The sequence below is a fragment of the Staphylococcus hyicus genome, assembly GCF_000816085.1.
Taxonomy (GTDB): domain Bacteria; phylum Bacillota; class Bacilli; order Staphylococcales; family Staphylococcaceae; genus Staphylococcus; species Staphylococcus hyicus.
Genome location: NZ_CP008747.1, coordinates 1,572,236 through 1,584,776 on the forward strand (window position 1 = coordinate 1,572,236; position 12,541 = coordinate 1,584,776).

At 35.3% G+C, this 12,541-nt stretch carries 12 protein-coding genes; 4 read left to right on the top strand and 8 right to left on the bottom strand.

What is annotated here, in order from left to right:
* Positions 1-9: 9 nt before the first annotated feature.
* Both guaC and rpsN read right to left on the bottom strand, forming a co-directional pair.
* On the bottom strand, positions 10-987 hold the full coding sequence (guaC, locus tag SHYC_RS07490; protein WP_039645901.1) for a GMP reductase: 978 nt from the start codon (positions 985-987) through the stop codon (positions 10-12).
* 73 nt (positions 988-1,060) lie between these two features.
* Positions 1,061-1,330, bottom strand: coding sequence for a 30S ribosomal protein S14 (rpsN, locus tag SHYC_RS07495; RefSeq protein WP_039645903.1), 270 nt, complete (start codon positions 1,328-1,330; stop codon positions 1,061-1,063).
* A 185-nt stretch (positions 1,331-1,515) separates the two neighbouring features.
* On the opposite strand from rpsN, the gene rpmG reads away from it, so the two are divergent.
* Positions 1,516-1,665: a 50S ribosomal protein L33 gene (gene rpmG, locus SHYC_RS07500; protein ID WP_014613994.1), complete on the top strand. Its 150-nt coding sequence runs from the start codon at positions 1,516-1,518 to the stop codon at positions 1,663-1,665.
* Between the two features lie 371 nt (positions 1,666-2,036).
* Here rpmG and SHYC_RS07505 read toward each other — a convergent pair whose 3' ends face one another.
* On the bottom strand, positions 2,037-3,533 hold the full coding sequence (locus SHYC_RS07505; RefSeq protein ID WP_039645905.1) for a catalase: 1,497 nt from the start codon (positions 3,531-3,533) through the stop codon (positions 2,037-2,039).
* 202 nt (positions 3,534-3,735) lie between these two features.
* Between SHYC_RS07505 and SHYC_RS07510 the strand changes: the two genes are divergently transcribed.
* Positions 3,736-5,196, top strand: a complete 1,461-nt coding sequence (locus SHYC_RS07510; RefSeq protein WP_039645907.1) for an amino acid permease — start codon at positions 3,736-3,738, stop codon at positions 5,194-5,196.
* A 132-nt stretch (positions 5,197-5,328) separates the two neighbouring features.
* On the top strand, positions 5,329-5,643 hold the full coding sequence (locus SHYC_RS07515; protein ID WP_039645909.1) for a hypothetical protein: 315 nt from the start codon (positions 5,329-5,331) through the stop codon (positions 5,641-5,643).
* 286 nt (positions 5,644-5,929) lie between these two features.
* Here SHYC_RS07515 and SHYC_RS07520 read toward each other — a convergent pair whose 3' ends face one another.
* From SHYC_RS07520 to SHYC_RS07535, 4 genes are all read right to left on the bottom strand, one after another.
* Positions 5,930-6,733, bottom strand: coding sequence for a Cof-type HAD-IIB family hydrolase (locus SHYC_RS07520; RefSeq protein WP_039645911.1), 804 nt, complete (start codon positions 6,731-6,733; stop codon positions 5,930-5,932).
* A 190-nt stretch (positions 6,734-6,923) separates the two neighbouring features.
* Entirely contained in the window at positions 6,924-7,841 is a 918-nt protein-coding gene (thrB, locus tag SHYC_RS07525) for a homoserine kinase (RefSeq protein ID WP_039647644.1), read from the bottom strand.
* Positions 7,841-8,905 (bottom strand): threonine synthase, encoded by a 1,065-nt coding sequence (gene thrC, locus SHYC_RS07530; protein ID WP_039645913.1) that lies wholly within the window; start codon positions 8,903-8,905, stop codon positions 7,841-7,843. Before thrC ends, thrB begins: the two co-directional genes overlap by 1 nt.
* Positions 8,906-8,910: 5 nt before the next feature.
* Positions 8,911-10,194: a homoserine dehydrogenase gene (locus tag SHYC_RS07535; protein WP_039645915.1), complete on the bottom strand. Its 1,284-nt coding sequence runs from the start codon at positions 10,192-10,194 to the stop codon at positions 8,911-8,913.
* Positions 10,195-10,383: 189 nt separating this feature from the next.
* On the opposite strand from SHYC_RS07535, the gene SHYC_RS07540 reads away from it, so the two are divergent.
* Positions 10,384-11,733: an aspartate kinase gene (locus SHYC_RS07540; RefSeq protein ID WP_039645917.1), complete on the top strand. Its 1,350-nt coding sequence runs from the start codon at positions 10,384-10,386 to the stop codon at positions 11,731-11,733.
* A 92-nt stretch (positions 11,734-11,825) separates the two neighbouring features.
* Here the strand turns inward: SHYC_RS07540 and SHYC_RS07545 are convergent, their stop codons facing one another.
* Positions 11,826-12,416 (bottom strand): hypothetical protein, encoded by a 591-nt coding sequence (locus SHYC_RS07545; protein WP_039645919.1) that lies wholly within the window; start codon positions 12,414-12,416, stop codon positions 11,826-11,828.
* Positions 12,417-12,541: the final 125 nt, after the last annotated feature.

The following is a 12,541-nucleotide window of genomic DNA, read 5'->3' on the forward strand; positions in this document are numbered from 1 at the left end:
TCCTATTTTTTAGTCTCTATCACCGTTGAAAATCGAATTTCTTACAATCACATAATCCACTTTTCGTAGTGCACCGATATCTTTACCACCCGCATAAGATATAGAACTTTGTAAGTCCTCTTGCATCTCAGTAAGGGTATCTTTTAGTGAACCTTTATGTTCTACAAACATTTTTTTGCCTTCAACATTTTTACGTTCACCTTTTTGATATTCAGATGCACTACCAAAATATTCTTTATACTTTTTACCATCAACTTCTACTGTTTCACCTGGAGACTCATCATGAGCTGCAAATAAAGAACCAATCATCACCATCGAAGCACCAAAACGTACAGATTTAGCAATATCGCCGTGTGTACGAATGCCACCATCAGCAATAATTGGTTTACGTGCAGCCTTACTACAATGATTCACTGCTGCAAGTTGCCAACCACCTGTGCCAAAACCTGTTTTGATTTTTGTAATACATACACGACCTGGACCAATACCCACTTTAGTAGCATCTGCACCAGCATTTTCAAGTTCACGCACACCTTCTGGCGTACCAACATTACCAGCAATAACAAATACTTCAGGTAATAATTTTTTAATATGTTGAATCATTTCAATCACCTGATCTGAGTGACCATGTGCGATATCAATCGTGATGTATTCTGGTGAAAGGTCTGCTTCTTTAAGTGATTCAATAAACTTGAATTCTCCTTCTTTTACACCTACAGAAATGGAAGCAAACAATCCTTTATCTTTCATTTTTTTAACGAAAGGCAGACGTGCAGCTTCATCAAAACGATGCATTATATAGAAGTAATCATTTTCAGCGAACCACTCTGCTAACGTTTCATTCATTACCGTTTGCATATTTGCAGGCACAACCGGTAACTTAAAACGTTTTGGGCCAAATTGAATAGATGTATCAATTTCAGAACGACTTTTCACAATGCTTTTATTCGGTATGAGTTGAATATCTTCGTAATCAAAAATTTTCATTTTCTAAACCCCTTATAAATTTATTCCAAAAGATAATATACTATCTATTGGCAATAAAGTAAATAAAAGGTTCTTACCAACTTGATTTTTTCACGCCAGGAATTTGCCCTTTATGTGCATGCTCTCTGAAAGCAATACGTGACATTTCAAATTTACGTAACACGCCTCTTGGACGACCCGTTACTTTACATCTACGTGTTAAACGTGTTGGTGATGAATCTCTTGGTAATTTTCTTAAAGCTTCATAATCACCTTTTGCTTTAAGTTCGCGTCTTAATTCAGCGTATTTTGCAACTAAAGCTTCACGCTTTTGTTCTTTGGCAATTTTAGATTTTTTCGCCATATCTATCTCTCCTTCATTATCAAATCGTAATTATTACGATTTAAATCATAGCATATCCTTTTATTGTGAATCAAGGATGATTTTTATAATAATTAAAATATGGTATAAATAACTGTTGGCAAAGCGTTCAAAACATGATAAAATAACAAATCGTAATAGTTTCAATTTAAAAGGAGGTCGACCCAATGCGCGTTAATGTGACATTAGCATGTACTGAATGTGGTGACCGTAACTACATCACTACGAAAAACAAACGTACGAATCCTGAGCGTATCGAAATGATGAAATATTGCCCAAGATTAAACAAACATACGTTACACAGAGAAACGAAATAATAAGTTGATTTAAGCAGTTACGAAACACCAACTCATCAAAATACGACGTAAGCTACAGCCCGAAAGTTCGGTGTTGTGGCTTTTTTGTTTTCTTTTTAAAGACGCTCATTACTCAACTTCTATTAACTAAACCAACAACTAAAATTACTTTAGTCTGAAAGTACCACACGTGAGAAAAAACTTCTCTTCAGAATTATTATTTGTACTGCAATTTCATAAGTTTAAGTTTGACAAATCCCTTTCTCAAAAATATAAAATTACAATGATAAAAACCCGTAACTTTTAAATTTCAAAAAGCCTAGTTGTTTTGTCCGTTGATCTCCATATTGATGAAAAAAGGGCAACTCCAAAGAAGCGCCCCCTTATATACATTATTTAATTCCCGCTAAAATAAAGTCTAATTGATCTAACATGCCTAACGCTTTAGCGACACCTTTACCATAATCTGGATCTGCTTGGTAACAATGTCGAATATGACGATGTTTTACTTCATCTGTCGTACCTTCCATTTCATCTGCCGTATTTTTGAACATACGTTGTTGCTGCTCTGGAGATTGTAAACGGAACAATTTACCAGGTTGTTCAAAATAATTATCGTCGTCTTCTCTGAAATTATATTCATATGCATCTCCATGAAGCTCTAAAGGCGGTCGCTTGTATTCTGGTTGACTTTCATGTACACCATAACTATTAGGATAATAGTGGGTTTGACTGCCTTGGTTTCCATCTAGTATGCGCATTTGACCGTCACGACTGAAAGGACAAATATTGTTTACACCCACACCTTTTGGTTGGTTCACAGGGATTTGCCAGTGGTTAACCCCTAAGCGATAACGTTGTGCATCTCCATAAGAGAACAAACGACCTTGTAACATTTTGTCTGGGGAGAAATCAATACCAGGAATAATGTTTGTAGGTGCAAAAGCAGCTTGTTCTACATCTTGGAAATAGTTATCGGGGTTACGATTCAATTCGAATTCACCAACTTCAATAAGTGGATATTCATCTTTGAACCATACTTTTGTTAAGTCAAATGGATTATCTTTATGGTGTTTAGCTTGTTCTTCTGTCATTACTTGAATATACATTTTCCATTTAGGAAAGTCACCGTTTTCGATTGCATTATATAAATCGCGTTGAGATGATTCACGATCTTCACCGACGATTTTAGCCGCTTCTTCAGGTTGAATATTTTCAATACCTTGTTGCGTACGGAAATGGAATTTCACCCATACACGCTCATTGTTTGCGTTAATCATACCGTATGTGTGTGAACCAAACCCATGCATATGACGATACCCTTTCGGAATACCTCGATCTGTCATTAAAATCGTCACTTGATGCAATGCTTCAGGTAAAGAAGTCCAAAAGTCCCAATTATTTTGTGCACTTCTCATATTCGTTCTTGGATCACGTTTCACTGCGCGGTTTAAACTTACAAATAGTTTTGGATCTCTAAAGAAAAATACGGGTGTGTTATTTCCTACTAAGTCCCAGTTACCTTCTTCTGTATAGAATTTTAATGCGAAACCTCGAATATCACGTTCAGCGTCAGCTGCTCCACGTTCACCTGCTACCGTTGAAAAACGTGCGAACATCTCAGTCTTTTTCCCCACTTCTGAAAAAATTTTGGCACATGTATATTGTGTAATATCATTGGTCACGGTAAATGTACCAAACGCACCTGATCCTTTCGCATGCATACGTCTTTCTGGAATCACTTCACGATCAAAATGAGACATTTGTTCTAAGAAGTATGGGTCTTGCATTAATAATGGACCACGCGGGCCCGCTGTGGCTGTGTTTTCACGATCTCCAACTGGGTGGCCAAATAAACCAGTTAATTTAGTTGGTTCTTCACGACGCATAATAAAACCCTCTTTCTTCTTTATAATAATTCTAATGTAGTACTCATCTCAAATTATACTTAAAAATTCTAAAAAAAGGAACTATTTCGCCTTTTTTCGGTGTATTTTTTTAATTTAGGGCTTTAAAGTTATAAAATACTATTGAAACCCCTCACTTTTGCAAGTACAATATATAGAATAATTGAATAGGGAGAAGATGTTTATGGAAGAAAAGAATTTAAGTCGGGGGCTCCAATTGAGACATATCACTATGTTTGCAATTGGTGGTGCCATAGGTACAGGTTTATTTGTTGCTACTGGTGGCGTAATTGCACAAGCTGGTCCGGGTGGTGCAATTTTAGCCTATTTAATTATTGGAACAATGCTATATTTTCTCATGTCCTCTATAGGTGAAATGGCAACGTTCTACCCAGTTTCAGGTTCATTTAGTAGTTATGCGACACGGTTCGTAGATGCTTCATTAGGTTTTACGATGGGTTGGTTATACTGGCTTATTTGGGCACTCGTTACAAGTGTAGATGTCATTATTGCTACCAATGTACTAAGTTATTGGGATGCCTTTAGTTTCTTCTCACCTTTGGTTTGGAGTATTATCTTTTTAAGTTTATTATTACTATTAAATGTTTTTTCAGTTAAAGCCTTTGGAGAAGCGGAATTTTGGCTCTCGTTAATTAAAGTTGTGACGATAATTGTCTTCATTATATTAGGTATTTTAATGATCTTTGGTATTTTAGGCGGTCACACATATGGCTTTGATAACTTTACCTTAGGCGAAGCACCGTTTGTCGGTGGTATTTCAGGATTTCTAAGCGTATTACTGATTGCAGGCTTCTCTGTTGGTGGTACCGAAGTTGTGGCTGTTACTGCTGGGGAATCCGATAATCCTAAAAAATCTATGCCTCGCGCAATTAAACAAGTATTCTGGCGTATATTATTATTCTACGTTCTATCCATTGCAGTCATTTCAGCTATTATTCCATATACAGACCCAACGCTATTAAATGAAAGCAGTTCGATAACACAGAGTCCTTTCACAATTGTTTTTGATAAAGTCGGTATTGCATTTGCAGCATCAGTGATTAATGCTGTGATATTAACGTCCTTACTGTCAGCTTCTAATTCAGGGATGTTTACAACGAGTCGTATGTTGTTTTCTCTTAGTCAACAAGGCTCAGCACCTAAGTTGTTAAGTCGTATTAATCATTCAACGAAATTACCTTTAAATGCTTTATTCACAACATTTATTTTAATTACAGCTGTCACTGTGTATGCCAATTTTAATCCACAAAGCGTGATGGCATTATTAAATATAATTGGTGCCTTAATCACTTTCGTGTGGGCTTCAAGTATCATTTCACAAATTCGTATGCGTCGTGCGATTAAAGTTCAAAACAAAGACATTAATCAGTTATTACCGTATAAGTCGCCCTTATTCCCTATAGGGCCTATCGTTGTTTTAGCCATTATTGCATTTTTAATTTTTGGAAGTTCTTTTGAAGCAATCGTTACTTTTGATATCGCTAAACTTGCACAAAGCTTCTTACCGATTGTTTTACTAATCGTGGTTTATTTCATTCATAAGGTTCTAAATCGTACAAAGCTCATTCCATTAAATGAAATTGATTTATCAGAGCACGAAATGTATAATCAAAAGCAGTCTTAATTACGCACATATAACTGTAAAATTAGCGACAATGATGTTGATTCATTCCTCTTCATTGTCGCTTTTTATATTATTTTCAGTACAAACAAATTCATGTATAATAAAGTAAACAATTTGTAAAGGGTGGACATTATGGTTGGACAAACAAACCTTTTTGATGATGTTTTAAAACAAGACGAACGCTTTGTTATTGTGGTTCAAGCTTTTGAAGATAAGCACAATCAACTTACAAAACGCACATTGAGAGAGTATACTAGCCTTACACATGAACAAATGGAAAGTTTATACGCACATTTAAAAGAGCTCTATTTAGAAGAACCTTTCGCTCAACATCAAACCGCATTTTCAATCACAGTATATACCAACCTTGACTATGCGGCAGACCAAGTCTATGCACACATCAAACGTCATCGAGGTAGAAAAGAATGGACACATACAGCGAAATAAACGCATCAAAATAAGAGTTATGTGACTTCTTTATTAAATGGTACTTTGCATCAGAAAATTAAATAGCCAGCAAAGTTCATGAACAAATGAATTTTGCTGGCTATTTTGATACATCTTATCTTAAATTGCGTACTTTTTAACTTCATACCTTTATACATAGTAAAATAGTAAAAATGTGCAAATTACGTCATCAGTATAATATAATACATAAATTTGCATCGATCTAAACTTTCAAAACCATAAGGTTGAATTGAAATTCTAGGTATTAGGTTCATAAAATGAACGACTATTTTATAAATTGCTTCAAAGCGTGTGGAATGCCGTCCTCATCATGCCCCTTTGTTATCATTTTAGCACGTTCTTTTAATACATCTATCGCATTCCCCATCGCAATTGGCATCCCAACAACATCGAACATTTCTTTATCGTTGGCGCTATCTCCAAAAGCAATCATTTGGTTTACGTCTATATTTAATCGTTGTGCCAAATCTTGAATGGCATTACCTTTTGACACGCCAGCACTCATAAATTCTAAGAAAAAGGGTTTACTTGTCGTACATGTTATCGTTTCATTAAACGTGCCTTTCAAAGTGGACATGAGCTCAGCAATATGGGCTTCGTAATCAACCCCCATGGCTTTAGGGACAGGTTCTTGAATATAATCTTTTAAATCAAATACGCGTTTCATTGGTAATCCAGTAATTTCTGCTTCGATATTCATATATTCATGGTCACCCTCATAAATAATATGGCCATCTTTATATGTAATGGTAAACAAGCCATGTTGACGACAATAATCTACAATGTCATCAAAATCAGCTTTTGAAATCAACTCACTTGCGATGACTTCTTTTGTCTTTAAATCAATCGTTTTCGCACCATTATAAGACATAATATAACTGTTATGTTGATCCATCTTTAAAGCTTCCGCTACCGGAATCATTCCTTCTGTAGGTCTACCAGATGCTAAAGCTATCGAATACCCTTTCTCTTGGATGTCAATCAAATACGCTTTCGTCTCTTTTGAAACAGTGTTTTCTGACGTCATTAATGTGTCATCCATATCCATAATAATTAAGTCTGGTTTCATAGTTACGCTCCTTTCATACCTTTTAATATTACAACATTTCGCCTCTAAAAAACATAAGGATTGATGAAATAACCTATTCGCCCCAAAAGAAAACCCTTCAAATTACACAAGCCTGTGTAATTGAAAGGTTTACTCAATCTATATTCGTTAAAAGATGCGACATCCATATTTGTTTAAATGGAATGCTCGTCTAATATCGATAAACAATTTTAGACTTGATACCTTGCAAATTAACCGTCGCAAGTTCTGAATGACAAGAAGAGATATCTTGTCGCAATGCACGAACGAGCGGACCACTTCGTTCTTTTTTTATCATCGTCAATATAGTCGGACCTGCACCTGAAATGACTGTCGCATAGGCATCATATTGTTTAGCAATTTCTTTAACTCTATGAAAATCAGGTAAAAGATGTTGACGATACGGTTCATGTAAACCATCTTGTTCCATCATTTTTCCAGCCAATTCATAATTGTGCTGTATCAATGCACTAATCATTGTATTACTAATGGCACTATACTTTACTGCTTCCTTATGTGAAATTGTTTCTGGCAGTACACGCCTCGCCGCTTCAGTTTCTAAAGGATATGTTGGAATCGTAATAATAAAATCTACATCTGGTACATCGATATGTGCGACATCGGTCATTGATGTGTCTGCATTATGATAACCTACGACTAATCCGCCATAAATGGTTGGCGCTACATTATCAGGGTGTCCTTCCATTTCAGTTGCTAATTGAAGTAATTCATATTTTGATAACTCAATGTCACCAAAATAATTCGCAATATATAGTGCGCCGACGAGTGCAGAAGCAGATGAGCCTAAACCACGAGCTAAAGGGATGTCACTATACATTTTTACTTCTAGTGGAGGTAATGTGACATCATAACGTTTAGCCACTTGTTGGGCAATCTTATAAATGTAATGAGATGAGTCTGTAGGTAAATCTTCTAAACACGGGCCGTCATGTACGAAAGTCCAAGATGGTCCATGAATAGGTTGTGCCTCTATAATTAAAAACTTGTTGAGCGCCATACCAATCGAATCAAACCCACACCCTAAATTCGCCGTGGAAGCTGGAATTTTTAATGTTAATTTATGTTTTATCATTGTAATGCATCCTTAATGTATTGAATAATACTATCTTTATCATTAGGTAATGCTTGAATCGGATTTTCTAACAAGTTAATTGCTGTATCTGGATCTTTAAGGCCATTACCCGTTAAAACTGCCACAACTTTTTGACCAGGTTTTAACTTTCCTTGACGATGTAACTTAATGAGCCCTGCGATGGAGGCATTACTTGCTGGCTCACTGAAGATACCCTCTTTTGATGTCATCAGTTGATAAGCTTCTAAAATTTCATCATCTGTAACGGCATCGATTAAACCATTAGAAGTGTCAATCGCATCAACCGCTTTATCCCAGCTTGCTGGGTTTCCAATTCGAATCGCCGTCGCAATCGTTTCAGGATTTTTCACAACTTTATTCTGCACGATTGGGGATGCACCTTTTGCCTGGAATCCAAACATTTGTGGCTTGCCTGTTTGCTCACGCGCATCATACTCCTTGAAACCTTTCCAATACGCTGTTATATTACCTGCGTTCCCTACTGGAATAGCTAAAATATCTGGCGCCTGACCATCTAATTGTTCTACAATTTCGAAAGCAGCTGTTTTTTGGCCTTCAATACGATATGGGTTCACCGAATTCACTAATTCAATTTCTCCATCTTGCGCGACCTCTTTCACGATTTCTAAAGCTTCATCAAAATTACCTTCAATCGAGACAATTTCAGCCCCATACATAACAGCTTGTGATAATTTTCCAAGCGCAATTTTCCCTTCTGGAATGACCACAATTGATTTTAATCCTGCACGTGCAGCATATGCTGCTGCTGAAGCGGATGTATTTCCAGTAGAAGCACAAATCACAATTTTTCGTCCTTGTTCCTTTGCTTTTGTTACTGCCATGACCATCCCACGATCTTTAAACGATCCAGTAGGATTAGCACCCTCATACTTCACATACAACTCCACCCCTAACATATCAGAAAGCGTATCGCAATATATTAATGGTGTGTGGCCTTCATTTAAAGACACATGAGGCGTTGCATCACTCACTGGTAAAAATTGTCGATATTCTTGAACTAAACCTTTCCACATTTTCATGCTAATCAAGCCCCTTCTACTGGATAAATTTTCTTAACTTTGTATCCTTCTTCTGATTCAATATATTGAGCAGGTAACTCATCGATGCCATTAATCACTAAAGCAACTGTTTGATCATTTATCGATTCGATTTTTAATGATTTATGAAATGGTAATGCACCTTTAATCACAGATTCAACGTGTTTAATTGAAACCGCGGGTGTTTCAACTACAACATAAAAACTCGCTTTTTCAGAAATTGTAATCGGTTCATTGCTATCCATCATCTCTTTTGTTTCTTCTGTTTTCAATTCAAAGTGTGGTGGTAGCGTATGTAAATCTGATTCAAATTGTAAGGATACATTCAACAAATCACTTACAACAGCACTACCTGTTGCTAAACTTCCTGCACCTTTTCCATAAAACATCGTTTCACCAACAGCATCTCCAATGACATATATCGCATTATATTCATTTTCTACCGACGCTAGTTGATGAGATTGTGCTAAAAGCGTAGGTTTAACAGAAGCAGTGACACGACCGTTAGTATAACTTCCTTTACCAATTAATTTTATTTTATATCCTAATGCTTTAGCCGCTTTGATATCCTCAGGTGTAACTCTAGATATCCCTTCTGTTTCTACATCATTTAAACGAATCACTTGGTTAAAAGATAAGTAAGATGTAATGACCACTTTTCGAGCAGCATCAATACCCTCAACATCGTCTGTAGGATCAGCTTCAGCGAACCCTAATTCTTGTGCTTCTTTAAGAGCATTATCATATGAAGTACCATCTTCTGACATTTTAGTTAAAATAAAATTTGACGTACCATTAAAAATCCCCATAAATTCACTAATATTGTTCGCATTTAAGCCATTATTTATCGCATTAACAATCGGTATACCACCTGCCACACTCGCCTCGTATTTTAAAGCAACTTTATTTGTTTGCGCTAAATCTTCTAATTCACGTAAATGTACCGCAAGCAAATCTTTATTGGCAGTTATGACATGTTTTTTTTGAGTCAATGCTGCTTTCAACCAATCTACCGTTGGTTCAATGCCCCCCATTACTTCAATAATGATATCTACATCCTCATCATTTAAAATATCATCTACATTTTCAGTAAGATGATATTGTTGGATATTAATCGGGCGATTTTTACTTTTATCTCGTACTAGAATATGTTTAATTCGGATATCTTTTTGAATGGTGTCTTTAATCTGTTGGTGATTCTCTTCGATGATTTTTACAACACCCGAACCAACAGTGCCTAATCCTAGTAATGCAACATTGAGTTGTTTCATATAAAATCCCTCCGTATTTTTCTCTCAAAAAAAATTTGTGTATTGTTGAATTATACGTAAATATGGTTTAGTATAAGTGCATTAACAAAGTTTGTAAAGTTCTAAAAATTTAGAAAATATGCGTTTGAACATTTACTTTGTTATAAATTACGAATCCTCATTTAATCGAGAAAGAAAGGTTGTCATAGTATGAAAGTATCTAAATTCGGTGGCAGTTCTGTTGCAACTGCTGAACAAATTCAAAAAGTATTAAATATTATTAACAGTGATAATGAAAGACAAATTGTAATCGTTTCAGCACCTGGTAAGCGACATGATAAAGATACCAAGACAACCGATCTTTTGATTCGTTTATATGAAAAAGTCATAAATCAATTAGATTATCAGCATAAAAAATCTGAAATTTTAGAACGCTTTAATGATATTATAAAGGGTCTAGATTTAAAAACCAACATTCTAGAAGAAATTGATAGCACTTTAGAACAGTTAATTTTAGAGCTTAAAGATGAACCACAACGTTTATTAGACGCATTAAAATCTTCTGGAGAGAATTTCAATGCAAAAATAATCGCAGCATACAACACTGAACAAGGTGTCCCAACAGAGTATTTATCTCCTAAAGAAGCTGGGATTATTGTCACTGACGAACCAGGGAATGCTCAAATTCTTGAAAGTAGCTATGAAAAAATAAATGAATTAAATCAACGTAAACATAAAATCATTATTCCTGGATTTTTTGGATATTCTGAAAAAGGGAATATCGTCACGTTCCCAAGAGGTGGATCAGACATCACTGGAGCAATCATCGCCCGTGGCGTACGTGCAAAATTGTATGAAAATTTTACAGATGTCTCTGGAATCTATCGTGCTAACCCCAATGTCATCCATGACCCTGAAATCATTAGTGAAATTACATATCGCGAAATGCGCGAATTATCTTATGCCGGCTTTGGTGTTTTTCATGATGAAGCTTTACAACCATTATATAGGTACCGCATTCCGGTCGTTATAAAAAATACTAATCGTCCAGATGACCCTGGCACGTATATCTTACATGATCGGGAATTTAATCGTAAAAAAGTCGTATTAGGCATCAGTTGTGACAAAGGTTTTACGAGTATCAACATCAAAAAATATTTGATGAACAGACAAGTTGGTTTTACTGTGAAAATCTTAAACATATTGGCAGAAAATAACATTTCTTTTGACCATATGCCTTCTGGAATAGATAACATCAGTATTATTATGAGAACAAATCAAATTCGAGGTAAAGAACAGAAAATTTTAGAAGCCATTCGTAAAGAATGTGACATTGATGAATTGAACATCGAACAAGACCTCGCAATTTTAATGGTCGTTGGCGAAGGCATGAGTGCAACAGTAGGGACAGCCAATAAAATTACGACAGCTCTGGCAGACGCGAACATTAACTTACGTATGATTAACCAAGGTTCTTCTGAGATTTCAATGATGTTTGGTATATCTAATAACGATGCAGAATTAGCAGTGAAAGCATGTTATGACAAGTGCTATAATTAACACCTCTTTATTATAACAGTGTGTCTTATTTGTGAAAAATGCCTTTGCCATTCATTACAAAATTGAATGGCAAAGGCATTTAACATTTTTTATTATGATGAACTTCTCTCTTGAATAACTTTTCTTAGTCGCTCCTCACCAACGACCGTTTTAAGTGTTACAAATTGAAAATAGCTCATTCGATCGATTAAATGTCTAAAATGTCTTATTTGTTTTTCATTAATAGACTCGTACAAATGAAACATTAAAATGATTTCTGGCTTTATAAAATCCACATTCCATTTTAAAGAATGATAATAAATATGTTTTTCAGGAATACGTATTTGATTGTCTAAACGAAAAATCCATTGATCCTCATCCACATCATAAATTCGTATTTTCAACACACATATCTCATGACTTTTAACTGCTATAAAAAATATATTTTTAAGTTCAATATCTTCTTTAGGAATGCGCTTTCCATTTTCATCAATACCTTCAATTTGATACGCTTCAGGAATGGCATTAAGCACAGTTAATAAATGTTGTCGTTTAACACTTATCGCAACCTTCTTAGAAATTTCAAGTTGATCGTTCAAAAATAATTCAGTCGCAACGTCTCCATAAAATTTAAAGTATTCAGGGACATGCGTTATCAAAATATCCATTAAAGTTCTTGTGTTATTTTGGTGTAAATCACTCAACTTATGCCCTCCTTTCTGGAAACCGCTTTCATCACATAGGTCATTATATTAAAAATAACTTCGATACGCAATGTATTAGGATTAAATAACTTTAGCATTCAAAAAATAACCGTTCATATTATAAC

Excerpts from the sequence above, each read along its gene's own strand:
- SHYC_RS07510 (WP_039645907.1), top strand. The coding sequence starts at position 3,736 with ATGGAAGAAAAGAATTTAAGTCGGGGGCTCCAATTGAGACATATCACT.
- SHYC_RS07515 (WP_039645909.1), top strand. The coding sequence starts at position 5,329 with ATGGTTGGACAAACAAACCTTTTTGATGATGTTTTAAAACAAGACGAA.
- guaC (WP_039645901.1), bottom strand. The coding sequence starts at position 987 with ATGAAAATTTTTGATTACGAAGATATTCAACTCATACCGAATAAAAGC.
- thrC (WP_039645913.1), bottom strand. The coding sequence starts at position 8,905 with ATGAAAATGTGGAAAGGTTTAGTTCAAGAATATCGACAATTTTTACCA.
- rpmG (WP_014613994.1), top strand. The coding sequence starts at position 1,516 with ATGCGCGTTAATGTGACATTAGCATGTACTGAATGTGGTGACCGTAAC.
- SHYC_RS07505 (WP_039645905.1), bottom strand. The coding sequence starts at position 3,533 with ATGCGTCGTGAAGAACCAACTAAATTAACTGGTTTATTTGGCCACCCA.
- SHYC_RS07535 (WP_039645915.1), bottom strand. The coding sequence starts at position 10,194 with ATGAAACAACTCAATGTTGCATTACTAGGATTAGGCACTGTTGGTTCG.
- SHYC_RS07540 (WP_039645917.1), top strand. The coding sequence starts at position 10,384 with ATGAAAGTATCTAAATTCGGTGGCAGTTCTGTTGCAACTGCTGAACAA.
- rpsN (WP_039645903.1), bottom strand. The coding sequence starts at position 1,330 with ATGGCGAAAAAATCTAAAATTGCCAAAGAACAAAAGCGTGAAGCTTTA.
- SHYC_RS07520 (WP_039645911.1), bottom strand. The coding sequence starts at position 6,733 with ATGAAACCAGACTTAATTATTATGGATATGGATGACACATTAATGACG.